Source organism: Pauljensenia sp. UMB3104 (assembly GCF_030217285.1).
GTDB lineage: Bacteria > Actinomycetota > Actinomycetes > Actinomycetales > Actinomycetaceae > Pauljensenia.
Window position 1 is genome coordinate 64,437 of the sequence record NZ_JASONN010000005.1, and the last position, 25,401, is coordinate 89,837.

The following is a 25,401-nucleotide window of genomic DNA, read 5'->3' on the forward strand; positions in this document are numbered from 1 at the left end:
GCGCCCTGTTGCGGGGGCGTGGTGCCCCTCGTTGTGGGATTGTTAGGCGCTCGCCGCGCCCGGTGCGAGGCTGACGCGAGGGGTGCGCGCGTCAGCTCGGTGAGCCAGACGTTGGCGGATGGCATCCACCAGCGATGGCGCGACGACGGAACCGATCAGGAGCAGGCCCGTGACCAGAACCAGGATGACTTCGGGAATTCGGTTGAGACGCAGCGCGTAGTTGAGGACGCCGATCGTGAGGACGCCGCACACGCTGCCCCAGATCGAGCCTCGGCCGCCGAAGACGCTGACCCCACCGAAGACGACGGCGGCGATCACGACCAGCTCGAGGCCCTCAACGTTGTCGGCCTTCGCCGCGGAGTAGCGCAGCGTCCAGTAGATGCCGGCCAGCGCCGCCATGAGGCCCGACAGCGTCAGGGCGATGACGCGGGAACGCTTCGTGTCGATGCCGACGAACTCTGCTGCTTGCTTGGAATATCCCAGCGCGAAGAGGCCTCGACCGTACGGAGTCTTGTGCAGCAGGAGCCAGAAGAGAATGACGAACGCGATGACGGGGATCGCCATGTAGGGAATGCCCGTGGAACCGAACGATCCGGTGACGGCGGAGGTTGCCCACTTCGGGAAGTCGGAGATCGACTGGTCGCCGATGACGACGAGGGCGAGGCCTCGGTACAGCGCGAGCGTACCGATCGTGACCGCGAGCGCCGGCAGCCCCACGTAGGCGGTCATGATGGCGTTGACGAGGCCGCATGCCAGTCCGATGAGGAGGCAGATCGCGATGCTGGCCCAGAATCCGGCGCCGGCTTGGACGAGGACTCCGAAGGACGCGCTGACGAGGCCGGCGGTGGAGGCGACGGACAGGTCGATGTCGGCGTTGATCATGACGAGGGTCATGGGCAAGGCCATGAGGAGTGTCGCCGTCACGTCCAGGGTGAGGAAGGTGAGCGTGCGAGGCTGGCTAAACCTCGGGATGAGAACGGTTGCGACGACGATGGCGAGGATGAGGATGAGGGTCATGTGCGAGTCTCGCGAGGAGAACACGCGGCGAACCGAGGCCATGAGGTCACGTGACGAGGTCTGAGTCGGGGCGCTCATCAGCGGTCCCCTCCCTTCTTGCGCATCGCCTCGTGGCGGCGCATCGAGCTGACGCGGTCGACGACGATCGCGATGAGGATGAGCGCGCCGACGACGGCCTTTTGCCAGAATTTGTCGACGCCGACGGCTGTGAGCGCGGACGTCATGGTGGTCAGGAGGAGCGCGCCGATGGCGGCTCCGTAGGCGGTTCCGACGCCGCCGGTCATTGCAACGCCGCCGACGACGCACGCGGCGACGATGTCGAGTTCCATGCCCGCGCCCGTCGTGGCGCCCACGGAATTGAAACGGGAGGCGTAGAGGACGCCGCCGAGTCCGACGAGCGCGCCGTTCACGACGAAGGCTGTGAAGACGCGCTTGGCGACGGGGATGCCGTAGACGGCTGCGGCCGCGCGGTCGGAGCCGATGGCGTAGAGGTCGCGTCCGGAGCGTGCGTAGCGCTGGTAGAGCGAGACGATCACGATGACGACGATGGCCAGGAGGGTGAGCAGCGGGAAGCCACCGATCGTGGCGACTCCGAGGTCACCGAAGGCCTGGGGGCGGTCGCCGGCGAAGTACTGGGTGGAGCCGGCCCACCAGTTCAGTCCTCCTCGGAAGACGTAGAGGGTGCCCAGGGTGATGACCATCGCGGGGACTTTCGCCTGTGTGACGAGCGCCCCGTTGAGCGCTCCGAGGAGCGCCCCCAGGACAACGCCGGCGACAAAGACAACGACGATGGGCAGTCCCGGGTTGGTCGCGAAGAGGAAGCCCGTGGCGAAGGCCGAGCATCCGAGGATGGAGCCGACGGAGAGGTCGACGCCTTCGGACTGGATGATGAGGGACTGCCCGGCGGCCATGAGCATGGCGATCGTCGCGTTGAGGAAGAGGTCGCGCACGCCCTGGGCGGACAGGAAGCGCGGGTTGATCGCCCATGTGAGGAGCACGAGGGCGATGAGGGCCGCGATCACCGGGAGCTCTCGCATGGACAGGAGGGAGCGCAGCTTCGATTGGGTGTGCATCGTGGTCGCGGACGAGGGCGTGGCTGGCTGATGGCTCACGGGCGCCGACCCGTGGATGCGGGAGGGAGGTGTCAATGTTGCGGTCATGATGCGGCCTTTTCGTGGTCGGTAGCCGCCGTCATAATGGCGTCAGCTGTGGCTTCTTCTCGGGTGAATTCACCGGTAATGCGGCCTTCGCACATGACGAGGACGCGGTCTGCCATGCCGAGGACCTCGGGCAGTTCCGAGGAGATCATGATGACGGCGACTCCCCGGGTGGCCAGGGTGGAGATGAGGCGGTGCACTTCGGACTTGGTTCCGACGTCGATGCCGCGGGTCGGCTCGTCGACGATGAGGATCTTGGGATCGGTGGCGAGCCATTTCGCCAGGACGACCTTCTGTTGGTTTCCGCCCGAGAGCGCGGATACGGGGGTGTCCTGGCTGGCCGTTTTCACTTCGAGGTTGGTGGACCATTCCTGCGCGACCGCTCGCTCGGTGCGGGAGTTGATGAGTCCGCAGCGGGCGAGTTTGCTGCGCAACGTGAGGGCCGTGTTGCGGGCGACGGACAGGTCCATGACGAGGCCTTGCTTGCGCCTGTCTTCGGGCACGAAGGCGAGGCCGGCGCGGATTGCACCCACGGTGTCGCCCAGCTTCAAGGGCTTGCCGAAGGCGGTCACCGTACCACCGTCTGCCTTGTCGATGCCCATGATCGTGCGCACGACCTCGGATCGGCCTGCACCGACGAGGCCCGCAAGGCCGAGGATTTCACCGCTGCGGACCTCGAAGCTCACGTCCTCGAAGGCGCCATATCGGGTGAGACCTTCGACCGTCAGCACGGGATCGCCGATCTGTGCGTCCAGCTTGGGGAAGAGCTGATCGACGTCGCGGCCAACCATGTCGCGCACGAGTTGCACTTTCGTGGTCCCCTCCAGATCGCGCGTCGACACGTAGGCGCCGTCGCGCATGATCGTCACGTCGTCGCACAGATCAAAGATTTCCTCCATCCTGTGCGAGATGAACATGAGGGAAGCACCCTTGTCGCGCAGCGAACGCGCAACGGAGAAGAGGCGCTCGACCTCGTGCCCCGACAAGGCGGCCGTCGGCTCATCCATGATGAGGACCTTCGCGTCCAGCGAGATCGCTTTCGCGATTTCGATGATCTGCTGGTCCGCGATCGACAGACCATCAGCCAGCTGCGAGGGGTCGATGGGCACTTCGAGACGGTCGAAGAGCTCCTGCGCGTCGCGCCTCATGGCCGCGTGATCGATGAGGCCGAGGCGTCCCCTGGGCTGTCGACCTACGTAGATGTTCTCAGCAACCGTCAGGTCGGGAAACAGCGTGGGCTCCTGGTAGATCACCGAGATTCCGGCGGCCTTCGATTCCGCGGGGGTCTTGAAGCGCACCGGTTGCCCGTCGACCAGGAATTCTCCGGAGTTTGGCTGGTGGATGCCGGCGAGAACCTTGACGAGCGTCGACTTGCCCGCACCGTTTTCACCGGCCAGGGCGTGAATGCGATGCGGATACAGCTCGATGCAGCCGTCGGACATGGCCGTGAAGGAGCCGAACTTCTTCACCGCGTGTTGGAGCGAGACAACTGGCCTTTCAGCTTCTCGTGTCATGTGGTCACCTCTTCATCGAGGAATGAAACGATTCAGATAACAAGAAAGTGTGCCACACGACAATATGCATGTCAACTCTATGCCTAAGCCCCGAACTTGCCAGGAAAATTGAAGCGGAAACATACTCGGAGATGCCACAATATGAACGTTTCATCAGTCGAGTCTCCGAAAGAGCTACCATGACGCCGCCCCGCCGCACCCCAGAGGGCACGAGTCCCCAGGACGTAACCCCTGCCTCGTCCCCCGCGACGCCCCGCAAAGCCCCCGGCGTCAAAGACGTCGCCGCTCTTGCCGGCGTGAGCGTGGGCTCCGTGTCTAACGTCATCAACCGGCGCGAGCGCGTGCGACCCGACGTGCGCGAGCGCGTCGAGGCGGCAATCGAGCAGCTCGGCTACAAGCCCAACCCGACCGCGCAGGCCCTACGACGGGGAACCTCGCCGCTCGTGGGCGTAGCGGTCTTCGACCTCACGAACCCGTTCTTCATGGAGGCGGCCGCGGCCATGGAGCGCGTGCTATCGCGCGAGGGCTACATCATGACGCTGTCGTCCACGCACGCGTCCGTGCAGGAGGAGCGCGACCTCCTCGAGGCGCTGGGGCGCCAGGCGGTGCGCGGCGTCCTGCTGACCCCCGCGGACTCCACGCACGAAGCCGCCACGCGCTTGGTTAACGAGGGGACGCCGGTCGTCCTGTTCGACGCGTCCGACGCGGCCGAGGGGCTACCGTCCGTGTCCATCGACGACCGTGCGGGCGCAGCGCTGGCGATCGAGCATCTTCTGGCGCTGGGGCACCAGCGCATCTGTTTCCTCAACGGTCCGGCCGACATGCGCCAATCTGTGCAGCGCCTCGCGGGCGTGCGGGACGCGGTCGAGCACTGGCAGCGCCTGACGGGGTCGGACAGCGTCCAGTTGACCGTGTGCAATGCGGAGGCGTACACCGCCCAGGCCGGGTATGCGGCCACCGAAGAGACCATCGCCGAGGCCCGGGCCACCTCCGACGGGTCGGATCCGACCGCGGTCTTCTGCGCGAACGATTTGCTGGCCGTGGGCGTCATGTCGGCGCTGCGCGTCGCGGGAATTTCCATTCCCGACGACGTGTCCGTCATCGGTTTCGACGACATTCCCCTGGCCGCGCAGATGCCCGTGCCGCTGACGACGATCCGCCAGCCCATGGATGAACTCGGCGCGGCAGCCGCCGAACTGCTGTTGTCCGGCGCCGACGCGCCCACCCAGCACCAGACCTTCAGCCCGGTCCTCACGATCCGCGAATCCACGGCGAAGCCGCGGGAGTAGGGATTCCTGGCGGGGGTGTCGGGGCCCCAGTGTGGGTGTGGCGCGCCCGGCAATCCTTGGGGGCACCAGGCGAGGGCCTGGCACTCCCCATGGCTCCCCACAAATGTCGCATGCAATTCCCCTCCACGTTATTCAAACTTTGAAATCCAACTGTTGCAATTCCAACGTTTTTGAGCCGCATACAAAACTGGCCCATGGGAATTGCATGCGAATTTTCGGGAAGGACCGGTTTCTCCCAATCGACGAGGCCGGGGTTTCCGCCTTGTGGGCACACTTGCCACTGAGGGACCCTCATCGGTCTCAACACAGCAGACCAATCTGTCAAGCCACTTATTTCCTGAAGAGACTGTAGAGTGAAAGACTGTCAAGCCACAAAGGGGTGAGAGCTACGGCCGGATAGCCGCCATCAGGGATCTCGCTCCCCACCCGCCACGAGAGAGTCCTCAACATATGGAAGCGACACCAAAACAGAAGTTCAGCGCACTCTACACATCGGAACCCCAACTCACGCGAGCGCTGGCCGCAGAATTCCGCCACGATCCGAAAGCGACTGAGCGCTACTTCTCGTCCCTGCTGGGCGTGAAGCTTGGCGAACTCACCGACGTCGGGTGCGAAAAAGATCAGCGCGTAGACATTCTTCTGGAGTTCGAACACTCGACCATTGCCATTGAAGCCAAGATCGACCACGCCATCAGCGAGGATCAACTAGAGCGAGAATCGAAAGTCGCCGATTACTTGATGCTCCTTCTCCTTGACGCCGATGATGCTGCGGAACACCAGGATCAGGTCGCGCGCGTTCTCACCTGGGCAGAAATACTCCCCGAGTTCCCCGACGCTCGCGTTCTACTATCAGACGTCGAGTCCCTCCCCGCATCGAAAGTCCAGGTGGAGCGGGTGCTGCGCAAGACGCTGAAGAAGATGACGATCCCAGACGGGTGGAACCTCTATGTCAGGCGCGGCGCTAGAGGGATGCCGGGCATCACTGTCGAATCCACAAAGCTTCCTAACGGCGATTGGCTCTGCGGACAGATTCAAGTGATTGGCCAGAAGATGCCATCGTCCTTCAACGATGTCTGCCTCGAGTACCACGCTGGAACCCACGTTGAGGAAACTGACGAGTGCTATCCACCCTTGGATTCAAACGACCGACCATCGTGGGTAACGAACGCCCAGGTTCTCTATAAGACGGTGTTGGAGGGGAATCCCAGCACGTTCGATCTCAAAACCAATAAGCCTGGCACCTCACGACGACCGCTCGGTCCACTCCGTAAAGATCTCACGATGAAGTATCTGACAGATGCTCCTTGGCTTGCCCAGGGATACATCAACTGGGCTCTCGGCGTGCGAGCATACCCAAAACCAATCTCTGAGATCGACGACCTTGCAGATACGGCGATGCGTCTCTTCACAGCCTGGTTCAACGCTCTCGAAAAACAATCACGCGAGTAAGGACATGGCCGCGCCTCCGGCCTCGGCGTTACCTAAACTCTCAGCCCGGCCATGAGTCACAGGCCATTTACACAGGTGGGGGCTCCCAAACGGGAGCCCCCACCTCTCTACAGCAGCATCACCTCAGTACGCCAACCCCTTCGGCTGCTCCGCCAGGACGGCGCTGCCCGGGTTGACGACCTCGAATCCGTTGGCCTTGTAGGCCTCGTAGTCGAAGTTTTCGCATTCGTCGTACCCGATGCGGTGGTACTCGTAGAAGCCCTCCCAGTCCTCGTACCCGGACCCGAGCGACGACTCGAGGAACGCGTCGGCCATGGCCATCGCGGTGCGCGGGGCGACGTAGAAGGCGCCCATGGCGAGCAGGTTCGCGTTGTTGGCGGCGGCGCAGCGGCGCGCGGCGGGCACGGATTCGCACACGGCGGCGTGTACGTGGGGGCACTTGGAGGCGGCGATGTGGATGCCCATGCCGGTGCCGCAGAAGGCGAGGGTGCGTTCGAACTTGCCTTCGGCGATTTGGGCGCCGAGCGCGAATCCGACGCGGTGGTACATGGGCGCGGTATCGGGGTCGGGCGTCAGGTCGGTGACGGTCCAGCCGCGCTCCTCGAGGTGGGCTTTGACGGCTTCCTTGAGAGGGTAACCGGCGAAGTCGGCACCGACGACGACCTGCTTGTCTTTAACTGTCAGCATGCGCGTGTCCTTTCCTGAGTCTGCGCAGTTTGGAGAAGGAGAAGATGCCCTCGTTCATGCAGATGACGAGCAGCAGCACGCCACCCCAGATGAGGGGCCTGTAGAAGTTGGAGATGTCGGGGAACATGTTCAGGCCGGAGGAGAGGACCTGGAGCATGAGGATGGACAGGAGCACGCCGCTCAGGCGCCCGGATCCGCCGTTGGGGTTGACGCCGCCGAGGACGACGATGAGGACCGTGAGGAGCGTGTATGAGGCGCCGTAGTCAGCTTTCGCGGAGTTGTAGTTCGCGAGCATGACGATGCCGGCCATGGCCGCCATGACGCCGGAGAGCACGTAGGTGCGGATCAGCAGGCTCTTGACTTTCAGGCCCGAGAAGCGCGCGGCCGTGTCGTTCGTGCCGAGCATGAGGATCGTGGTCCCAAAACCCGTGAAGGCGACGATGGCGCCCGCGACGGCCGCGCACACGAGGAACACGACGAGGGGGATGGGGACGAGGCCGGCCACCTTCCCCGTGAACACGGCTCCGAACGCTGCGGGGACGCCGGAGACGGGTTTGCCTTGGGTGAGGATGAGGGCGACGCCGCCGAAGAGCTCGAGTGTGCCGAGGGTGGCGAGGATGGGTGGGATCTTCAGGACCGCGACGAGCGTGCCGTTGATAAGTCCGCACACGATCCCGACCACCAGGGCTACGCCCAGGGCGATGAGGGTGGCCATGCCCATCGACGAGGGAGTGACGGCCGGGCCGAGCATCGAGCGCAGCGTGAGGGCCGCGCAGATCGAGGTGACGTTAGCGATGGCGACGACGGACAGGTCGATGCCGGCGGTGAACATGGTGAACATGACGCCCAGGCTCATGAGGCCGAATTCGGGGAATTGGACGGCCATTGACTGCCAGGTGCGCACGGCGAAGAAGGGGCCGGGGCGCACGGCGGCGAAGAAGATGAGCAGGAGGAGGAAGACGATGATCAGTCGCGTCATGTAGCTGTCCTTTTTGAGGAAAGCGAGGCGCGGGGAGGCGAGAAGCGTTGACATGTGGTCCTCCTAGTGTGCGTTGCGGCGTGCGCGCATGACCTGAAGCGCGGAGACGCCGGTTCCCACGATGATGAGCAGGCCCAGGGCGAAGCCCTGCCAGAATGTCGGGATTCCCATGAGGATCATGGAGTTTTGGACGATGACGATGAGCAGCGTGCCGAGCATGACGCCCGTCAGCGAGCCCTTGCCGCCGGTGATCGCGGTACCGCCCAGGACGACGGCCGCGATGACCATCATTTCCATGCCGAGCAGGTTGGTCGGGTGCATCTGTCCCATGGAGCAGGTGCGGACCATGCCGGCCAGGGCGGCGATGACGCCGACGAGGACGTAGAGCCAGAACTTGGTGGCTCGCACCTTGAAGCCGACGCGGGCGGCCGCGGACTCGTCGCCGCCGAGGGCGAAGAGGGAGCGTCCGAACATCGTGTAGCGGGTGACGAAGAAGGCCACCGCGACGACCGCGACGAGGATCAGGAAGGACACAGGCATCGAGGACTGCAGGCCGGAGCTTTCGTTGCGGGCGACGAAGAGGGACGCGGATCCGAAGGAGCGCATGGACTCGGGGATCGTGTTGATCTGCACGGATTTGAGCGCACCCTGCATGACGCCGTTGAAGACGTTGGCGGTGCCCAGGGTGATGATCAGCGTCGGCACGGTCAGCCTGGAGGTGAAGATACCGTTGAATGCGCCGAGGACCGCACCGAGGGCGGCGGCGATCAGGAAGGGCACAATGACGGGCCCGTTCCAGCCGTTGTCGACGAGGACTTTTGTGGTCACGTAGACCGCGAGGGAGGCCAGCGCCGGGAAGGACACGTCGATGCCGCCGGAGACGAGGACGAGGTGCGCGGCGACGGCGAAGAGGCCGGGGACCACCATCGCGCCGGCCAGGTCGACGAGGTTGTTGGCCGTGTAGAACTGTCCGGAGCGCGCCTGGATGACGAGGGTGAGCGCGGCGATGACCAGGAACACCCAGAATTCGTTGGCGCGCAGGACTTTCGTGATGAGTCGGGGCATTAGTTCTCTCCCCCTTCGGTCGACGAGGCCGGGGCCTGGTCTTCGGACAGGAGCCGGGTCAGTTCGGCCTCGGTGAGGGTGTCGGGGTTGATCGGGTCGCTCAGGTGCCCGGCTCGCATGATCGCGATGGTCGAGCAGTTGGTGAGCACTTCAGCGATGTCATCGGAGATGATGATGACGGCCATGCCTTGCGCGGCGAGTTCGCGCAGGATCGAGTGGATCGTGAATTTGGAGCCGATGTCGACGCCGACGGTGGGCCCGTTGAGGATGAGGACGGAGGGCTTGGTGGCGAGCCACTTGGCCAGGACGACCTTTTGCTGGTTGCCGCCCGACAGGGTGTTGACGGCGTTGGCGGGGTCGGGGGTGACGACGTCGAGGCGCTTCACCCACTTCTTCTCCTCGTCGCGGATGGCTTTCTTGTCGATGAATCCGAGGGCCTTGGTGAAGGATTCCATCTCGGAGATCGTGATGTTTTCGCCGATCGAGCGCGAGAGGAAGAGGCCTTCGGTGAGTCGGTCTTCGGGAACATACGCGATGCCGGCGGCGATCGCGTCGCGCACGCCTCGCAGGGTGACGTCTTGGCCTTTGACGCGGATGCGCCCAGAGTCGAGGGGGAGCATCCCGAACAGGGACATGGCGAGTTCGGTGCGTCCGGAGCCCAGCAGGCCGGTGATGCCGAGGATTTCGCCGGGCCGCACGCTCAGGGATGCGTCGGCGAAGGCGCCGCTCACGGTTGCGCCCTCGACCTCGAGGATCGGGGACTCGGTGATGTCGCCGGGCTGGTAGCGCTCCTCGTCGAAGTCGCGCCCGGTCATGTGGCGGGCGAAGCTGGCGCGGTCGAGCTCTTCCTTCGGGCAGGTGATGACCTTGTGTCCGCTGCGCAGGATGGTGAAGCGCTGCGCGATTTCGAAGACTTCTTCGAGCTTGTGGGACACGAAGAGGATCGCGATACCGCGCGATTGGAGGTCGGCGACGATGTCGAAGAGGGCGCGCACTTCCTTCTTGGTGAGGGCGGTCGTGGGCTCGTCCATGATGATGAGCTTCGCGTCGCCCATGAGTGCGCGGCTGATGGCGACGAGCTGTTTGTCAGCGACGGAGAGGTTGCCGACGAGTTCGTCGAGGTCGACCCGGAAGCCGATCTTCGCGACGGCTTCGCGGGCGACTTCGCGCATGCGCGAGCGGTTGACGAGGCGGCGTCCGGCGGCGACTTCGCTGCCGAGCGCGATGTTCTCCATGACGGAGAGGTTGGGGAAGATGGAGAAGTCCTGGTAGATGACGCGTACGCCCGCGTCGATGGCGTCGGCGGGTGTCAGTCGCGTGAAGTCGCGTCCCCCGATGGAGACCGTGCCCTGTTCGGGGGTGTGGACTCCGGAGATGACTTTGATGAGGGTGGATTTGCCCGACCCGTTTTCTCCGGCGAGGCAGTGGATTTCTCCGGGTGCGATGTCAAGGTCAATGTCGACCAGGGCTCGCACGCCTGCGAAGGATTTACTGACGTGTCGTACCGCCAGCACTGGGGTGTCCATGTGGTGTCCTTTCCGACGCGTGGTGCCGACCCGGGGCCACCCCTCGCGCGCGGGTTCGGTTCGCGTGGGCGCGTGGGGGTGCGCGAGCGTCAGTGCACGCGCTGGGGTAGCCCGGCCACGGCCTCGTTCATTGGGACGAGGCCGTGGCACGCGGGTAGTCGTGTGCGGTGAAGCGGTTAGAAGCCGAGGGAGTCGACGTTGTCCTTGGTGATCTGGATCCAGCCGTTGCCTTCGAGGACCTTGGTAGAGCCTTCGGAGAAGTGCATGGATTCGTATCCCTTGACGCCGAGGTTGACGCCGTCTTCGATCTTTTCACCGTTGAGGACCTTGGTGGCCAGGGATGCCATGGCGTAGCCGGCGTCCGCGGGGTCCCAGAGGGTCAGGGTCGACACGGAGCCGTCCTTGAGGATCTGGGCGTTGGCGGCGGGCATGCCCGTGCCGGCGGTGAAGACTTTGCCCTTGAGGCCGAGCTCTTCGATGGCGCGGGCGGTGCCGGGCGCGTCAAAGGAGGAGGTGCCGAGGATGCCCTTAACTTCGGGGTACTTCTTGAGGACTTCCTTGGCGGTCTGGTAGGCGGTTTCACCGTTGTCCTGGGATTCGACGCGGGGCTCGGCTTCGAGCAGCGTCATCTTGGGGTACTTCTCCTTCTGATGGGCGACGGCGCCGTCTGCCCATTCGTTGTGGGAGGCGTTGGTGACGTGGCCGACCATGGTGGTGTAGACGCCTTCTTCACCCATGGCTTCGGCGAGGTTGTCCATGATGAACGCGCCGTATTCCGTGTTGTTGAAGGCTTCGATGTCGTACATCGTGTTTTCCTGGGAGGCGCCCTCGTGGGTGACGACGACGATGCCCGCGTCCATGGCCTGCTTGAGGACGGGTTCGATGGCGCCGGGGTCGACCGGGACGACGCAGATGGCGTCGACGCCTTGGGCGATGAGGTCTTGGATGACCTGGGCCTGCATAGTGGCGTCGGTTTCAGCGGGGCCCTTCTGGAACGCGTTCATGCCCGTGTCCGAAGCGTACTTCTTGACGCCGGTTTCCATGCGGACGAACCAGGGGTTGGTGGCGTCCTTGGGGACGACGGCGATCGTGTAGTTGCCGTCTCCGCCACCCTTCGCGGCGGGGCTGGACGAGGATTGTGCGGTCTCTCCGGGGGTGCAGGCGCCGAGGGCGAGGGCGCATGCGGATGCCGCAACGAGGGCTGTAACTGCGAGGCGGGGCTTCATAGGAATCTCCTCAGTGTGGGTCAACATCGGTGTTGTGAGGTTGTGGTTGTACGGCGGCTCTGCAGGCGTGCGGTGGTGCCTGGCGTGTCCGTCTTCGTTGCTGGACCTGCCCTGCGCTGCCGCGTGTGCGGTGCTGCTGCGTGCCGGGTGCTCCCGTCCTTGGGGGCGCGTCGGCGTGCCCCAATCCTAGGACACGCGGGTGGTGGCGTTCACTTTCCGGGTCCGTTTGGAACGAGGCCGGGGCGGGTTTTTGGGGTGTGGTTGCGGCGGTTTTGGGCTGATTTGTCAGACGTATGGGCGGGGGCGTTAGTCCAGACAAATGCCGTACGATATGGAGTGGCACGAACCGGCTCGTTGCTTGTTGGAGCGCCGCACACTCGTGCGGTGATGCGCATCATAACTGCACATTTGTGCGATTGTGATCGCGGGTGCGGGAGGATGTGCAGGGCGTGGGCACGCACATCCTCCTGCGCCTACCGACGCCTAGCGCTGCTTGGCGGCTTCAACGACCTTGTACCACTCTCGCTCACTGAGGCCCCTTTGGCGTGCCACCATGTAGGCATTCCTTCGATGCTGCTGCTGATCCACCTCGAGCTCACTCGGATTCATCATGCTGGAGTATGCACTCACCCCTGAGAAGGCAGCGCCGATCGGGAGAACCGCCAGCGTGACGTTCATACCTAGCTCGAGTTTCGATCCGTTGTTCAGGCTAAATATGATTTCACTCAGCGACGGGCTCCCCAGAAGCCTGTACATGACGACAGTGATGCCGCAACACAGGAGGCACACCAACGCCGCGATTGCTGATGTCTTGAGTCTTGACTTCCGTTCCCTTGAGACGATCGAACTGGCCAACAGATACTCCTCACCGAGCTCAGGCAGCGTCAGGGATGCCAATGTCCGTGTTCCGTTCAGGTCCCCACCGAACTGAGCGATCTGGTTGCCATCTCCCTTGTTGGCAATTATCTGAGACATCCTGCCCCCTCCTCTGGGTCACACTATCGACCACCATGGTCGACAAGCGACACCGTAAGGAGGGGCATGCTCATCTGCGTCCCGCAGCCGTGGAACCAGCACCGGCCAGGGCAGCGACGTCTCATCCGCGCCTTTGCTCGCAGAAATCCCCTTGTATCCCCACCCACCACACCAGCTAGCTTGTATGTCGTAGATTACCCGCTATTCTTGGTCGCATGACTGCTGCGCGCGACGATGATTTCATGGCATTTCCCGGTATGGAAGCAGATTCCACCACTACGCCGTTTGAGCCGATATTCCCAGATCATTCGTTCTCACAGCAGCACCCTGTGAGCCGTGCAATAAAAGCGATTGTGAGATGCTGGCGTCACACTCGATGTTCGAGAACGAACGCCGCGAGCTGGATTCCTTCAACCGGGCGATGGTCGAGCGCATCGAGGCCGTGCACACCCTGGCGGGCAAGCAGGAGATCGTGCGCACGCTCTACGATCGCTTCTTCTCGCAGGCCTTCCCGCGCATGAGCGAGCACCTGGGCATCGTCTTCACGCCAGTCGAGGTCGTGAACTTCATCATCCACAGCGCGGACGACGCGATGCGCACGGCGTTTGGCCAGAGCCTGGGGGATCCGGGCGTGGCTATCATCGAAGCTTTCAGCCCGACTTGGATACAAAATGGCGGCACAGTCGTGCTCGCGGCGTGAGTGGTTCAAATAGGAGGTCGTTGGTTCATGCCCTTGCCAGACATCATCCGCCGCTCAGGGACTCGGATGGTCACCCTCATTCGTGAACCGGGTCCAGCCGAGCAGCGCTCCGAAGTAGAAGCCTCGATCCTGAACGACCAAGGGACCGACAAGGCCTACGTGGCGACGGAAACTCCTGTCTACGAAGGAGACATCATCGAGTTGCCCGATCCTCGCGGCGGCACGATGCGGTTCTTCGCTAAGAAGGTCGTTATCAACGATCTACCCAACGGACCCTTTGCCGACATGGCCTTCACCGAAGTTCACCTCAGCAAAGATTTGCCGCCACGCACGGCTCCAGTAAGGCGACTTAGTTTTGAGGGGCTGCATCCTGCGGTGGCAGAGGCAAGCGCGGACTTGTTCGCTGACGGCCACTTCAGTCGGGCTGTGAGCGAAGCTTTCAAGTCAATCGAGGTTCGGGTTCGTGACCTCCTAGGTTCAGAAACTTCAGGCACCAAGTTGATGGATGAAGCCTTCGGTGGCAAAGCACCGCGATTGAACGTTTCGCTTCATGAGGGTCGGTCAGGTCAGGATGAGCAGGCCGGTTTTCATGCCATCTTCAGGGGCGCGATGCTTGGCATTCGTAATCCCGGAGCACATGAACTGGCTGTCGACCAAGATGCGCAGGAGGCGCTGGAATACTTGGCGCTCGCCAGCCTGCTTTATCGCAGATTGGACAGCTCAACGGCTGAGTAGTGACTCCGCAATTTGCCGATCAGCCGCTGACGGGAGCTACCGTCCCGAAAGGTGAATGTGATGGTGCCGTCAGTGGGGTTGTCGGCGTGGTCATTGTCGATGTCCATCACGACACAGTCCGAGGAGACAAAGCTCGCCGAGGAGCGCTGGTCGCCGGTGTAGGTGGCGGCGACGTGATCCAACCTGGCCACCAGCTGCAGGTCAGCCTGGTCGGTGATGTGGTGGTGGTTCGGGTAGTGGTTGTTGTGCGGATTGCCGCTGCTGGTGGCGGCACACAAGGTGAACGACATCATGCAGGGTGCACCTCCTGGAAGTCGGCGTCGAAGAACCGGACCGGGATGTCCATCTGGTGAGCCCAATCGATCTCGGCGCGCATCCCCGCACTGACCCGGCCGATGTAGGCCCACAGCTGCTCGCACTTCGACAACAAGATGCGGTTGAAGAACATCGCTAACTCCCGTGCATCCCGATCGGCATCGTCCATGAACTGCGGATAGTGCAGATGCGGAGCCAACGGAATCTCTCGCGCAGCGACAGCGAACGCACTGAACCGTCGGGCAAGTTCCACGTTCGCCTCGATGTCCCCGGAGTACGGGGAGCAGATGTACACCAAGGGCCGATACCCGTACTCAGCACACTGAACTTCCTTGAGCGCCCGGTAGCAGGTCGGATCGGGAACTCCGTCGGCATTGCGGCGCGGAATACCGATGTCGAGAGCACGGTGGCAGTCATCGGGCATCCTCGCCTTCACGCTCGATCACCGGCAGCAGGCCACGCTCGTTCTTCAACAGGTCATAGATGAATAGGCGACCCTTCTGCGTCCAGTACATGTGGGTACGGGTCTTGCCCTCGTCGTACTCGTACGTCTTCGACTGGGTATAGCCCTGCTCAGCGAACCGGGCGTAGAGGAACCAGCGGCCCGATTGACGGAACTGGATACCTTCTTCACGCAGAATCTGGTTGAGCTTCTTCGCCGACAGTCCGTAGTCTTTGGCGATCTCAGTGGCGGTGATCAGCGATGGCGACGCCAACACCACGTCGTAGTGCGACACCTTCGGTGCGGCCTCCAGCAAGGCTTGTTCGGCGGCGAGACGCTTGGCACGCTCAGCCCGGATCGTTGCGATCGCTCGCTCCAAGAACTCGTCGTTAGACAGCATCTCGTCGATGACGTACATGCCGTCGCGGCGGATGGACGGGAGCACTTCGTCGAACACCCACGCCTCGAACTGCTGGGCGCCGGGCATCCAAGCGTGATCCTCGAACCCCTCCCACGCGGTCTCCTCAATTGCGGCGGCGAGCATGGTGACGCCCTCGGCGATCCGGTTCAGAGCGCCAATGAACCTGTTCGCATCACTTACCGGGATCATCGGTTATCACCGCCCTCACGGGTAGTGGCTCCAACCGCGTCGGCCAACGCCATCATGTCGTCGTCGGTGTCGGCTACATGCACCTCGACGGTGGAGGCTTCGGAGCCAAGCAGGAGCACGGCCATGCGGTGCTGGGGTCGGCTGGTGCCGGAGATGGCGCGCAGCATCCGCCTGCTGGGGCGGATTTCTTTTGCAGCAAGTGTGGCGGCCGGGCTAGGATGCGTGGCGATCTTGATCTTGAGCTTGGTAGGCATCCGGGTTTCCTTCCATATGGGTGGTGGTGCGCCCCATCACCGGGCCGGTGAAGGGAGTGCCTTGCATCTGTCAGGCATGGGGCGCACCGAAACCGGACGGCCTACGACTCGGTGAGTGTTTTGCGCAGTTGGGCCAGGCCACGCGAGACGGCTTTCCGCACGGCATCGGCACTGGTCGGCTGGCCTGCGCCGGTCTTGTCGACGGCGATCTCGGTGAACCGGTCACCATGGAGCACATGCAGCTCGATGTACTCGCGCTGCGGCGCGGTCAGCGGACTCAGCAGTTCGACCACTGCGAGGTTGGCCTCGACCTGCTCGGTGAAGTCCGGATCGTCCGAGGCGAAGTAATCCGCGCCCAGCCCGCCACGCTCGTCGTTATCACTGTGGCCGGGTTGGTCGACGGAGATGTCGGAGCGGCGGCGATTGTCTAGCTCGCGGTACTCGGCGTACACATCGTCGAGGTAGGCGCGAGCCCACTTCGGACGCGAAGCCGGGTCGCGCAGTTGGGCACACAGTTCTTCGCTGTCGGGCAGGTCAGGGACTGGTAGGTCGATGGTGTTGCCCCTGGGGGTCAGGTACGGGACGGTGAATTGGTTGTTGAATGCCACGTGAGGGCTTCCCTTCTTACGAAGGGAGACCCCGTTGAGGGCAACCGACGAGAGACCGTGGTGTTGAGCGGAAACAGTGACGGGCACCAACCCGACCCGGGGTGAACCCGGATACAGGTGGTGCCCGTCAAGCGCTCAACGGAGGTCTCCCGAATACGGTTGAAAAACGCATGCGGGTGTAGGAGGAAGGCGGCCGGCCGGTGACCGGTACGGCTTTGACCACCACAGCGGTTGGGCTGTCCTGCCGGATGACGTCTGGCCAGCAGGACAGCCGTGAGGGCTACTTACCCTTACTCGGCTTGGCCTGAGCCAGCGCCGAGGCTGCGACCGACTTCGTCTTGGCCGAGGTGCGACCGTCGCGCAGCAGTGCGGACGCCTTCTTGGCGACCGGTCGAGACGTCTGCTTCGTATTTCGCGTACCCATGTCCCTGTTCACCTCCTGCCTCAGTTCGCTCCGACACGGTTACGCGTTCGTGAAGATGAACGCGACAAGAGCGAAGCGGCCCTGTAAGATCGAAGGAACATAGGTTCGCTGATCGCTCTTGTGGTTCTAGGTTCCCCGATGACGGTTTTCTGATCGGCTGGGAAGCGATGGGCGGCGATGGGTCGCGATGGAGAGGCGGTGCGGTGGATTACAAGTCGAGCTTCCACGCCGTCTTGGCGACGGTGCGCCCGCTGATGAAAGGCACCCGTAACCTTGGCGAGTTCACCGCAGGTCTCATCGACATGGGACTCGTGCCTCGCGGAACTGTCGACGGCGAGAAGACCGCGCTTGAGATGCGCAAGTCGGCGACGTGGAAGGGGTACGCCAACGGGTCTGACCAGCTGCCTACTGTGTTAGCGAGCGAGCTGGCTGGGCGATGGGATCAGTTTCGGTTCGCCGACAACGTCTCCCAGGCATATGAGGAGTCGGCACTCAATGACCTAGCCGACCGGCTCCACGACCTTGACGAGTCGATCAACAAGGGTAATGTCACCGAAGGTCTAGGCCAGCTGTTCTACAGGGTGTTCACCGAAGCTGCCGGTGAGACCGCTGCCGTACCGGAGCCCTTGACTTTGGCAGACAAGGCCGACCGATCTGGCATCCCGTACGTTGACGAGAAGACGAATCGCCTCAGGCTTGGCCACCGCTCGGTCGCGTTACCGCCGAAGCATCCCACACCGGACACAGTTCAGCCTGCTGAGCTGGTGTATGTTTCGGCGCTCCTGGCCGCGTATTGCGAAGACAAAGCCCGTACCAACGTTGAGGTGGAGCTGGACGACATCCCACCGCGTCTGGTTCAACACTTCCAAGAACAGCGCAAAGCGTTCTACCGTGCCGAATGGGTACGAGAAACATCGTGGAACTGCATCCACGATGGGCGGCCATTGTTTGACGAGTTCCTAGAAACGATGCATGCGGGAGTCTCCGACACCAACTTGCGTCAGTACCCCAACGGACTCGAACGCCTCCTCGCGACACTGGCTCAAGCAGCCGCAGTCCAACTCGACGGTGTCCGGCTCGACCAGATCATTGACCTGATCGACGTGTGGAGCCGGAAAGGTTCCTGCCACGAACTTGTCGCCCGGAACCGGCTGGGATGGGTAGATTGATGCGCGCCACGTCCCTAGACACAAGTTTCGAAGCCGAACTGCGCGGGCTCATCTTGCTGTTCCTACTCGGAGATGCAGCGGATGCCGACTACCTGGGTGCCCTAGACACCATCACCGTCAACGCCCACACTTTCGGGGTCGGGGCAGCAAATCTCAACGGCACTCACCGACTGGCCAGCGGGGAACTCCACACGCGCACAGTCCTGATGACCCAAGCTCTCCAGCATTTGGCGATCCAAGGATTCGTGAAAGTACAGCCAGATCGTTCTCCGGCGGCCTTCACGATTACCGCCGAGGGTGAATCAGTCGTCAACCATTTCCGCTCCCGATACGCCGGTCAGTTGTTCGACACCGCGTTGGAGACGATCGAGCGGGTTGGCGACCTGAGCACGAGCGAGCTGGCTCAGATCATCAGGTCAGCGACCCCGGAAGGAGACACGCGATGACACCAGGCTTCTGGATCAGCAGCATCACTGTGGCCGGGCACCCCACTCGGCGGGACTCCAGCGTCGGTTTCGAATCTGGACTCAACGTCATCTACGGACCGTCTAACTCCGGCAAGTCCTGGGTGCTTCAGTGCATCGACTACGTGTTCGGGCTGAAAGCTGACGAGTTCGTCCTCGACGAAAACTCCGGCTACACCGAGGTGCGTATGGGGGTGCGCACCGCGCAGGGCTCACTCACGTTATCGCGCCCCATCGGTGAGGGAGCCAATAACATCAAGGTCTCCAGCACAGACCCACGAATTGAGTCTGGAACCTACAAACGTCAATCGTCTGGCCATTCCCCGCTACTCAGCTCGGTATGGCTCAAACTCATCGGCTACGACGCCCCTGAAAACCTGAAAATCATCAAGAATCAAAACCTTGAAACCCAGGCGTTGACGTGGCGCACCTTCTGGCATGCGCTGTACGCAGATGAAGACCGGATCGGCACCAAGAAACCAATCCTTCTCCCTCTTCAGACTACCGCACAGCCCGCGTTCAAATGCGCTCTCGCGTCACTGATCACCGGCAACGACTATGCCGCCTACGCTCGTGATGAGTCTGTCGAAACGAGGAAATTGCGTAACAACGCGATCATCGACTACCTCGAGCCGCTACCCAAACAGCTTGAAGAACGAATCGAGTTGATCGACAAAGCACTCGGTAGCAGCGACCCAGCAGAGATCCAGCAGCGTATCGATGAGCTGACCGCAGAACTGGAACGTGTCCAGCAACGCATCACACACGCCACCGTGCAGGGGCAAGACATCGTCACACGCCTCCAACAGGTGCGTGACTCGCTGGCAGAATCCCGCAGTCTGCGGAACCGATACGAGGAACTTGCCGCCTCCTACCGTGCCCGCATCGAGCGGTTCGATTTCGTCGAGGAAGGCCATTCCCTCACCGCACACAGGGAACCGGCAACAACCTGCCCCGTATGCACGCAGGCACTACCACCAGAAGCACGATCCGCAGTTCCAGAGCCCGATCCGCGTGAACGCCACGACCTAGCTGCCCGACTCAACGATCTTCGTCAAACAATCAATCGGATGGATCTTGAACAGGCACCACTGCAAGAACAAGAGCAGGATATCGCCGCAGAAGCCGAGCGCATCGCCCGGCGCATCAGCGGCGAGTTAGAGCCGCAACTGCAAGCCCTCTCGACTTCGCTTGCCAGCCACAACGCGATCATCGCCATGCAGGCAGAAAGAGAACAGCACCTCGAACACAAACAAGCCATCGAAAACGAACTCAAAGAACGCAAGAATCGCACATTCCCCAAGGGCAACTTCAATCCGCTCGACGAATACCCGAAAACGTTCTGGCCACAGATGGGCACCAACCTGCTCGACATCCTTGGAGCCTGCGCGTTCCCCAGACTCAATGATGCCCGATTCTCGCGTGAACTGTTCGATGCTGTCATCAACGGCAAAACCAAAGCGAAGGAAGGGCAGGGCTACCGGTCGTTCGTCAACACCGCTGTCATGCTAGCCCTCCGGGAATACCTCGCCTCCGAGGACGGCACACACAACCCCGGCCTGCTCATCATCGACACCCCGCTACTGGGGCTCGACGATCCACAGCTCGACCCCGAGCTTCAAGAAGCCCGTGAAACCATCCCCGCTGCCCTGTACGACTACCTCGCCCTCGAACAAAACGGCGGTCAGATGATCATCGCTGACAACACCAAGTTCATGCCCGACATAGAACCACTAAAGGACCGATGCAAACTCATCGTATTCACGAAACGCGAAGGAGAAGGACGCTACGGCTTCCTGCTCGATGCCCAGGACGAAGACCTAATCGATCTGGAGGAAACAGATGACAATTAACCGCGCCTTCAGCTACAAGCCCCTCTGGAAACTCCTCATCGACCGCGACATGAACAAAACCCAACTTCAAGAACGTGCAGGCATCAGTCCAGCCACCCTGTCCAAACTCGGACGCGGCGGCAACGTCACCACCGACGTCCTTGCGCGTATATGCGAAGCTCTCGACTGCAACATTGCCGACATCTGCGAGGTCGTCCCTACTGACACGAAGGGAGAAACCGACTAGATGACCGCTCAACGCCTGCAGCTCACCTGGTACAACAAAGACAAGGCCCTCATCCCCACCGAGACCGGCAAGTACGGCTACACGTGGGTTGACCCCTCAGACCCGCGTTACTGCGAGACCCATACCCTCGTGCTGGACGACTACGTGCAAGGCAGCCAAACACCAAAGTCTGACGAGTTCGCCTACTCCGAACGCGCCGACCTTGAGCCCCAGGACGACAACCTGCTCATCCTCGGTGAATCCGGCGATGTCCTCGAAGCCCTCACCCGCGTACCCGAACTCGCCGAGAAATATGTCGGCCAGGTCAAGCTCATCTACATCGATCCACCGTTTAACACCGCACAGACATTCGCCTCCTACGAGGACAACCTAGAACACTCCATCTGGCTGACCATGATGCGCGACCGGCTGCTGCACATGAAGAAGCTACTAACTAACGACGGCTCCATCTGGGTGCACCTTGACTACGCCGAGAACCACCGTATGCGGCTGTTGTTGGATGAAATCTTCGGCAGCTCAAACTTCATTGCCGAGTTCGTATGGCAGAAGGCAGACTCACCACGAGGTGATGCTCAACGAGTCTCGGTCGATCAAGACGTAATCCTGTGCTATGCAGCCAGTGATGCAACACAATTACACAGGATGCCGAGGACAGCGGCTGACAACGCACGCTTCAGTAACCCTGATAATGATCCTCGCGGCATTTGGTGGTCAGGCGATCTAACCGCTCCAGCGAATATCGGGTCCGGAATGCAACATCCTAGTACGTTTGCAATCCAGCATCCAATCACTGGAGAAATCCGATATCCGGCTCGCGGAAGGTGTTGGACTTTTGGTGCCGAACGCCTGTTCGCAGCACTCTCAGAATTCGGCCATTATGTATTCACAGAACCTGACCTTGATGAACGTCTTCGGCACAGTAACCTCAAGGCAAATCAGCTACGCCAGGACATCCCAGACTTGCTTATTGATCCCAATCTCTCAGAAGAGTCTCGAATTATGGCAATGCAGCGGATTCAGAATGGCGCATGGCCCGAGTTCTTTGTAAAAGAACGCGGATTCGGGCGGAAAGCTTACCCGCCCTCCTTTGGTCAGCCTGCACGATCTTGGTGGCCCAATGATCAAGTTGGCCATAACCGTGAAGCAAAGTCCGAATTAAAGGCTCTCTTCCCGGGCCAGGCTACCTTTTCCACTCCTAAGCCGGAGCGTCTCCTTGAGCGCATCATTCATGTCGGCTCCAATCCGGGCGATATTGTCCTTGACGTATTTGCCGGATCGGGTACCACGGCTGCCGTAGCTCATAAGATGGGTCGGCGATGGGTGACGTGTGAGCTGCTCGAATCGACGTTCACCACGTTCACGCGCCCGCGCTTGGAAAAGGTGATTCACGATCAAGATCCGGGTGGTATCACGATGACGGTAGATCGCACCCTGAAATCGACGGCGGTTCTGCCAGAGAAATTTGAAGTTAAAGATCTTCAGGCTGCAACGAAGCTACTAAATGCCATCACTAAGGAAGACGACCTTGCCGGAGAGGATATTGCCGCAATCAATGTAGTGAAGCGATTGATTGCAACGGCTCCATCGAAGAAACGAAACTGGCGCGGTGGTGGTGGTTTCCAGGTAGCACACCTGTCACCTTCATGTTTCGACTATGATCCGACTCTGGATCGGGTGATGCTGACTCCAGAAGCTACCGGTGAGGTGCTTGTGTCGTCGGTAGCCGCAAACCTCGGGTTCTCACTGCTGCACCCCGACGACGACGTCGTGTTTGACGGGCAGCGTGGCAACTCCCTGTTGAAGGTCATCGAAGGCGTCGCAACCATCGACGAGGTCGATCGCCTGGTTGAGCAGATCCAACCGGGCGAGACGATCGTATTAGCAGCGACCGTGGTACTCGATGGAGTGCGAGAGCATTTGCGTCGCGCCTGTAAGGGATCGCGGGTGGTAGCGATCCCAGATGACATTTTCCCCTACGCGCAAGGTGGTGGACACCGATGACCAAACGTTTGAACATCAGCTTTGATTCGGACTTGCTGGAAGCAATCAGCTCAGATTTCGATCTTCGTGCTCCCAATAAGGAAGCACTGCGCAAGCTCGTCTTCACTCTCGATGGTGACTACGATCCGCAGGTGCAGCAGGTCCTCAACCTCGCTACCGGCGTAGGCAAAACATATCTTATGGCAGCTTTCGTGGAGTATCTGCGTCGCCAGGGCGTGGGCAACGTCATCATCGTGACACCCGGGAAGACGGTACAGGCAAAGACCGTACAGAACTTCTCGCCAGGTTCACTTCGGTTCATCAAAGGCTCACCGGTGCCACCCGAGGTTGTGACCCCACAAGATTACTCGGCGTGGATCGCTCGCACGAACGGTACCACATTGTTTTCCTTCGGTCGCGAAGTGCCCATGCTCGCATTCATTTTCAACATCCAGCAGCTCATTGCACCGAAGGAGACCGAGGGCAACACCCATGGCAACACCCAAGATTCGATCCGGCGCAAACCGCGTCGTTTCGATGAGAACGCTGGGGTCTTGTTCGACTACCTCAAGGGTTTGGACGACCTGGTGGTGATTGCCGATGAGTCCCACCTATATGGCACCAGTGCGGTGGCATTCAACGCAGCACTCAGAGAGCTGGATCCAGCGGCGACCATCGGTCTTACGGCATCTGTAAATAAGAAGACTGATCATGTGATCTACGAGTACCCGCTGTATCGCGCCATCCAAGATAAGTTTGTCAAGGCTCCGGTGCTAGCTTTCCGTAAAGGAGGCTACGGTATCGATACAGCTTCTGAGGAGCAGCAGCTGCGCGACGCATTGCGATTACGGGAGACCAAGCAGGCGTACTACAACTCTTACGCTGAGAATCATAGCCATGCCCGTGTAAACGCAGTACTTTTCGTTGTTTGCTCTGACGTCGACCACGCAACACAAGTAACCGATCTCCTACGAACTCCAGAGTTTTTCGGTCGGGATTCCGCCGTACTACAGGTGGATTCCAAGCACGAAGACGATGCCACACAAAAACTACTCGAACGTCTTGACCAACCGGACTCCCCTGTACTTGCGGTGGTTAGTGTAAACAAACTCAAGGAAGGATGGGACGTCAAAAATATTGCAGTGGTCGTGACACTACGAGCCATGGCTTCCGAGGTTCTCACCCAGCAAACGATGGGTCGTGGCCTTCGGTTGCCATTCGGAAAGCACACCGGAATCGGGCAAATTGATCAACTCGACATCATCGCCCACCAGTCCTTCACCGAGCTGCTTACGGCCGAGAATGTACTCCAGCAGTTCGGCCTTGAAGAAGCCGTCAAGTATGCTGACAAAAAACGTGTTGAAGACGCGATCCGCGCAGCAGCAGAACAGGTCTCCGCTCCCATAGGAGCTACCCCTATCACACTGACGGCAGGAGAGCACAGCTCCTCCAGTCGGCCCGACCTTGGAAACAATGAGTCCACGTCGGTAGCGTCTACAGACGCAGATATCCCAGTAGGCGACAAGACCTTACCTGGGGTCGGAGTCCGTGCATTTGACGACGAGCTGCCTACGGAAAGCCACACACCGACGCTTGAGAGAGCGATTGCAAAGCGCAACCCCACCTTCTCTGATGTGGAGTACACCTTCCCGACCAGCGTGATCGAGATCCAGCAGCCGCCGATCGAGCTGTCTGAAATCGACGGTGTAAAGTTGGAAACTGCGGCCCGCAAAGTCACCTCGACCGGTGACGTGCTGCTCCGCAAGGAGATTATCGCGGCCCTGGGTAAGAAGCTCCGCACCGAGGACCGTGAAAGTGCTGAGGTTGACTCTGTCCACGTAGATGATGTTGACGCCAAGGACACCTTAGTGCGGCTCGTAATGAACATGAACTTGGTGCCTAAGACCAACAGCGCGGCTCGCTACATCGAGGCTTTCCTCGTACCGATGTTCATGTCGAAGGTCACCTTCACTGGCTGGACCGTAAAGTCCTTGGACTCAGCCAGAGACCAGCTACAGCAGCTCATTCAGGACTACATTCACGAGGTGTTACGGTCTACTCGCGAAATACCCAAAGTACAACCGAAGGTCATACGAATCGAAGACAAGCCCCTTCGGCTCGGAGAAATTATCCATGATCAGGTGGACAACCGTCCTGATTTCGTGGCACGCCGCACCTACGGCGGCTGGTTCAAATCCCTCATGGAGTCTGAGTCATTCGACTCCTACAGCGGGGAATATGTGTTAGCAAAGCTGCTGAACACTTCTCCCAGTATCGTGTGGTGGCATCGCTTGCATCACGAGGCAGGCGCATACATCTACTACAACGCGAAAGATCGTTACTACCCAGATTTCGTCGCCCTCGATACTGATGGCATCCACTGGATCATCGAAGGCAAAGACGAACGTGGCCGCGACGATGCGAAGGTCCAAGCAAAACGTAAAGCTGCCGAATCACTAGTTCGACATCTCGCCGCTGAGGAAGCATTTGCAGGACAGCATTGGGGCTACTTGATCGCGTACGAGCAAGATACTGCACGTGCTGATACGTGGGACGACCTCAAGTCGTTCGCACAGCCAGTCAGCAATGCTGTATGACATTCTGGCGTCCAGAGTCCAACCGTTGTCCAACGCTTCAGTGGATCGAAGACGACAGCTTCAGTTGTACGAAGAGCAAAACCTTCCTGCCATCAGCAGCACGTCTTCACTCTCACTGACAGCAAGGACAACCAGTAGAT

At 61.0% G+C, this 25,401-nt stretch carries 25 protein-coding genes; 10 read left to right on the top strand and 15 right to left on the bottom strand.

What is annotated here, in order from left to right; translation table 11 throughout:
- Positions 1-42 precede the first annotated feature (42 nt).
- The 3 genes from QP415_RS04145 to QP415_RS04155 are packed head-to-tail and all read right to left on the bottom strand — an operon-like array spanning position 43 to position 3,688.
- Positions 43-1,095 carry an ABC transporter permease gene (locus QP415_RS04145; protein ID WP_285098917.1) on the bottom strand — a complete coding sequence of 351 codons (1,053 nt, stop codon included), beginning with the start codon at positions 1,093-1,095 and terminating at the stop codon, positions 43-45.
- Positions 1,095-2,177, bottom strand: a complete 1,083-nt coding sequence (locus QP415_RS04150; RefSeq protein WP_285098918.1) for an ABC transporter permease — start codon at positions 2,175-2,177, stop codon at positions 1,095-1,097. Before QP415_RS04150 ends, QP415_RS04145 begins: the two co-directional genes overlap by 1 nt.
- A complete protein-coding gene (locus QP415_RS04155; RefSeq protein WP_285098920.1) occupies positions 2,174-3,688 on the bottom strand; it encodes a sugar ABC transporter ATP-binding protein in 1,515 nt (504 codons plus the stop codon). Before QP415_RS04155 ends, QP415_RS04150 begins: the two co-directional genes overlap by 4 nt.
- A 179-nt stretch (positions 3,689-3,867) precedes the next feature.
- Here QP415_RS04155 and QP415_RS04160 point away from each other — a divergent pair, with 179 nt between their 5' ends.
- Positions 3,868-4,977 (top strand): LacI family DNA-binding transcriptional regulator, encoded by a 1,110-nt coding sequence (locus QP415_RS04160; protein ID WP_285098922.1) that lies wholly within the window; start codon positions 3,868-3,870, stop codon positions 4,975-4,977.
- 450 nt (positions 4,978-5,427) lie between these two features.
- Complete coding sequence (locus QP415_RS04165) at positions 5,428-6,426, top strand: hypothetical protein (RefSeq protein WP_285098924.1); 999 nt, start codon at positions 5,428-5,430, stop codon at positions 6,424-6,426.
- A gap of 123 nt (positions 6,427-6,549) precedes the next feature.
- On the opposite strand, the gene QP415_RS04170 is transcribed toward QP415_RS04165, so the two are convergent.
- The 6 genes from QP415_RS04170 to QP415_RS04195 form a co-directional block, all read right to left on the bottom strand.
- Positions 6,550-7,113 carry an RpiB/LacA/LacB family sugar-phosphate isomerase gene (locus tag QP415_RS04170; protein ID WP_285098926.1) on the bottom strand — a complete coding sequence of 188 codons (564 nt, stop codon included), beginning with the start codon at positions 7,111-7,113 and terminating at the stop codon, positions 6,550-6,552.
- Complete coding sequence (locus tag QP415_RS04175) at positions 7,100-8,146, bottom strand: ABC transporter permease (RefSeq protein ID WP_285098928.1); 1,047 nt, start codon at positions 8,144-8,146, stop codon at positions 7,100-7,102. The genes QP415_RS04170 and QP415_RS04175 overlap by 14 nt, the downstream gene beginning before the upstream one ends.
- Positions 8,147-8,155: 9 nt before the next feature.
- Positions 8,156-9,157, bottom strand: a complete 1,002-nt coding sequence (locus QP415_RS04180; protein WP_007588302.1) for an ABC transporter permease — start codon at positions 9,155-9,157, stop codon at positions 8,156-8,158.
- Positions 9,157-10,683, bottom strand: a complete 1,527-nt coding sequence (locus tag QP415_RS04185) for a sugar ABC transporter ATP-binding protein (protein WP_016460642.1) — start codon at positions 10,681-10,683, stop codon at positions 9,157-9,159. Before QP415_RS04185 ends, QP415_RS04180 begins: the two co-directional genes overlap by 1 nt.
- Positions 10,684-10,859: 176 nt before the next feature.
- Positions 10,860-11,909 (bottom strand): autoinducer 2 ABC transporter substrate-binding protein, encoded by a 1,050-nt coding sequence (locus QP415_RS04190; protein WP_285098930.1) that lies wholly within the window; start codon positions 11,907-11,909, stop codon positions 10,860-10,862.
- A gap of 483 nt (positions 11,910-12,392) precedes the next feature.
- Positions 12,393-12,884, bottom strand: coding sequence for a hypothetical protein (locus tag QP415_RS04195; protein ID WP_016460644.1), 492 nt, complete (start codon positions 12,882-12,884; stop codon positions 12,393-12,395).
- A gap of 376 nt (positions 12,885-13,260) precedes the next feature.
- On the opposite strand from QP415_RS04195, the gene QP415_RS04200 reads away from it, so the two are divergent.
- Together QP415_RS04200 and QP415_RS04205 are read left to right on the top strand one after the other, a co-directional pair.
- A complete protein-coding gene (locus QP415_RS04200) occupies positions 13,261-13,584 on the top strand; it encodes a hypothetical protein (protein WP_285098933.1) in 324 nt (107 codons plus the stop codon).
- A 66-nt stretch (positions 13,585-13,650) separates the two neighbouring features.
- Positions 13,651-14,319, top strand: coding sequence for a TIGR02391 family protein (locus tag QP415_RS04205; RefSeq protein ID WP_285098935.1), 669 nt, complete (start codon positions 13,651-13,653; stop codon positions 14,317-14,319).
- On the opposite strand, the gene QP415_RS13760 is transcribed toward QP415_RS04205, so the two are convergent.
- The 6 genes from QP415_RS13760 to QP415_RS04235 all read right to left on the bottom strand — a co-directional run bounded on the left by QP415_RS13760 (position 14,286) and on the right by QP415_RS04235 (position 16,972).
- Positions 14,286-14,612, bottom strand: coding sequence for a hypothetical protein (locus tag QP415_RS13760; protein ID WP_285098937.1), 327 nt, complete (start codon positions 14,610-14,612; stop codon positions 14,286-14,288). The two genes, QP415_RS04205 and QP415_RS13760, sit on opposite strands and share 34 nt — an antisense overlap.
- Positions 14,609-15,058 (bottom strand): DUF7768 domain-containing protein, encoded by a 450-nt coding sequence (locus QP415_RS04215; RefSeq protein WP_285098938.1) that lies wholly within the window; start codon positions 15,056-15,058, stop codon positions 14,609-14,611. Before QP415_RS04215 ends, QP415_RS13760 begins: the two co-directional genes overlap by 4 nt.
- On the bottom strand, positions 15,048-15,686 hold the full coding sequence (locus tag QP415_RS04220) for a phage antirepressor KilAC domain-containing protein (protein ID WP_285098939.1): 639 nt from the start codon (positions 15,684-15,686) through the stop codon (positions 15,048-15,050). Before QP415_RS04220 ends, QP415_RS04215 begins: the two co-directional genes overlap by 11 nt.
- Entirely contained in the window at positions 15,683-15,940 is a 258-nt protein-coding gene (locus tag QP415_RS04225) for a hypothetical protein (RefSeq protein WP_285098940.1), read from the bottom strand. The genes QP415_RS04220 and QP415_RS04225 overlap by 4 nt, the downstream gene beginning before the upstream one ends.
- Positions 15,941-16,041: 101 nt before the next feature.
- A complete protein-coding gene (locus QP415_RS04230; RefSeq protein WP_285098941.1) occupies positions 16,042-16,548 on the bottom strand; it encodes an RNA polymerase sigma factor in 507 nt (168 codons plus the stop codon).
- A 280-nt stretch (positions 16,549-16,828) separates the two neighbouring features.
- Entirely contained in the window at positions 16,829-16,972 is a 144-nt protein-coding gene (locus tag QP415_RS04235) for a hypothetical protein (RefSeq protein WP_285098943.1), read from the bottom strand.
- Between the two features lie 203 nt (positions 16,973-17,175).
- Between QP415_RS04235 and QP415_RS04240 the strand changes: the two genes are divergently transcribed.
- The 6 genes from QP415_RS04240 to QP415_RS04265 are packed head-to-tail and all read left to right on the top strand — an operon-like array spanning position 17,176 to position 25,261.
- Positions 17,176-18,141 (top strand): ABC-three component system protein, encoded by a 966-nt coding sequence (locus QP415_RS04240; protein WP_285098944.1) that lies wholly within the window; start codon positions 17,176-17,178, stop codon positions 18,139-18,141.
- Entirely contained in the window at positions 18,141-18,587 is a 447-nt protein-coding gene (locus tag QP415_RS04245) for an ABC-three component system middle component 2 (protein ID WP_285098945.1), read from the top strand. The genes QP415_RS04240 and QP415_RS04245 overlap by 1 nt, the downstream gene beginning before the upstream one ends.
- Positions 18,584-20,458, top strand: a complete 1,875-nt coding sequence (locus QP415_RS04250; RefSeq protein ID WP_285098947.1) for a hypothetical protein — start codon at positions 18,584-18,586, stop codon at positions 20,456-20,458. Before QP415_RS04245 ends, QP415_RS04250 begins: the two co-directional genes overlap by 4 nt.
- Positions 20,448-20,684 carry a helix-turn-helix domain-containing protein gene (locus QP415_RS04255; protein WP_285098948.1) on the top strand — a complete coding sequence of 79 codons (237 nt, stop codon included), beginning with the start codon at positions 20,448-20,450 and terminating at the stop codon, positions 20,682-20,684. Before QP415_RS04250 ends, QP415_RS04255 begins: the two co-directional genes overlap by 11 nt.
- Positions 20,685-22,685 carry a site-specific DNA-methyltransferase gene (locus tag QP415_RS04260; protein WP_285098950.1) on the top strand — a complete coding sequence of 667 codons (2,001 nt, stop codon included), beginning with the start codon at positions 20,685-20,687 and terminating at the stop codon, positions 22,683-22,685.
- Positions 22,682-25,261 (top strand): DEAD/DEAH box helicase, encoded by a 2,580-nt coding sequence (locus QP415_RS04265; protein ID WP_285098952.1) that lies wholly within the window; start codon positions 22,682-22,684, stop codon positions 25,259-25,261. The genes QP415_RS04260 and QP415_RS04265 overlap by 4 nt, the downstream gene beginning before the upstream one ends.
- The last annotated feature ends 140 nt before the right edge of the window (positions 25,262-25,401 follow it).

Excerpts from the sequence above, each read along its gene's own strand:
- QP415_RS04145 (WP_285098917.1), bottom strand. The coding sequence starts at position 1,095 with ATGAGCGCCCCGACTCAGACCTCGTCACGTGACCTCATGGCCTCGGTT.
- QP415_RS04150 (WP_285098918.1), bottom strand. The coding sequence starts at position 2,177 with ATGACCGCAACATTGACACCTCCCTCCCGCATCCACGGGTCGGCGCCC.
- QP415_RS04155 (WP_285098920.1), bottom strand. The coding sequence starts at position 3,688 with ATGACACGAGAAGCTGAAAGGCCAGTTGTCTCGCTCCAACACGCGGTG.
- QP415_RS04160 (WP_285098922.1), top strand. The coding sequence starts at position 3,868 with ATGACGCCGCCCCGCCGCACCCCAGAGGGCACGAGTCCCCAGGACGTA.
- QP415_RS04165 (WP_285098924.1), top strand. The coding sequence starts at position 5,428 with ATGGAAGCGACACCAAAACAGAAGTTCAGCGCACTCTACACATCGGAA.
- QP415_RS04170 (WP_285098926.1), bottom strand. The coding sequence starts at position 7,113 with ATGCTGACAGTTAAAGACAAGCAGGTCGTCGTCGGTGCCGACTTCGCC.
- QP415_RS04175 (WP_285098928.1), bottom strand. The coding sequence starts at position 8,146 with ATGTCAACGCTTCTCGCCTCCCCGCGCCTCGCTTTCCTCAAAAAGGAC.
- QP415_RS04180 (WP_007588302.1), bottom strand. The coding sequence starts at position 9,157 with ATGCCCCGACTCATCACGAAAGTCCTGCGCGCCAACGAATTCTGGGTG.
- QP415_RS04185 (WP_016460642.1), bottom strand. The coding sequence starts at position 10,683 with ATGGACACCCCAGTGCTGGCGGTACGACACGTCAGTAAATCCTTCGCA.
- QP415_RS04190 (WP_285098930.1), bottom strand. The coding sequence starts at position 11,909 with ATGAAGCCCCGCCTCGCAGTTACAGCCCTCGTTGCGGCATCCGCATGC.
- QP415_RS04195 (WP_016460644.1), bottom strand. The coding sequence starts at position 12,884 with ATGTCTCAGATAATTGCCAACAAGGGAGATGGCAACCAGATCGCTCAG.
- QP415_RS04200 (WP_285098933.1), top strand. The coding sequence starts at position 13,261 with ATGTTCGAGAACGAACGCCGCGAGCTGGATTCCTTCAACCGGGCGATG.
- QP415_RS04205 (WP_285098935.1), top strand. The coding sequence starts at position 13,651 with ATGGTCACCCTCATTCGTGAACCGGGTCCAGCCGAGCAGCGCTCCGAA.
- QP415_RS13760 (WP_285098937.1), bottom strand. The coding sequence starts at position 14,612 with ATGATGTCGTTCACCTTGTGTGCCGCCACCAGCAGCGGCAATCCGCAC.
- QP415_RS04215 (WP_285098938.1), bottom strand. The coding sequence starts at position 15,058 with ATGCCCGATGACTGCCACCGTGCTCTCGACATCGGTATTCCGCGCCGC.
- QP415_RS04220 (WP_285098939.1), bottom strand. The coding sequence starts at position 15,686 with ATGATCCCGGTAAGTGATGCGAACAGGTTCATTGGCGCTCTGAACCGG.
- QP415_RS04225 (WP_285098940.1), bottom strand. The coding sequence starts at position 15,940 with ATGCCTACCAAGCTCAAGATCAAGATCGCCACGCATCCTAGCCCGGCC.
- QP415_RS04235 (WP_285098943.1), bottom strand. The coding sequence starts at position 16,972 with ATGGGTACGCGAAATACGAAGCAGACGTCTCGACCGGTCGCCAAGAAG.
- QP415_RS04245 (WP_285098945.1), top strand. The coding sequence starts at position 18,141 with ATGCGCGCCACGTCCCTAGACACAAGTTTCGAAGCCGAACTGCGCGGG.
- QP415_RS04250 (WP_285098947.1), top strand. The coding sequence starts at position 18,584 with ATGACACCAGGCTTCTGGATCAGCAGCATCACTGTGGCCGGGCACCCC.
- QP415_RS04255 (WP_285098948.1), top strand. The coding sequence starts at position 20,448 with ATGACAATTAACCGCGCCTTCAGCTACAAGCCCCTCTGGAAACTCCTC.
- QP415_RS04260 (WP_285098950.1), top strand. The coding sequence starts at position 20,685 with ATGACCGCTCAACGCCTGCAGCTCACCTGGTACAACAAAGACAAGGCC.
- QP415_RS04265 (WP_285098952.1), top strand. The coding sequence starts at position 22,682 with ATGACCAAACGTTTGAACATCAGCTTTGATTCGGACTTGCTGGAAGCA.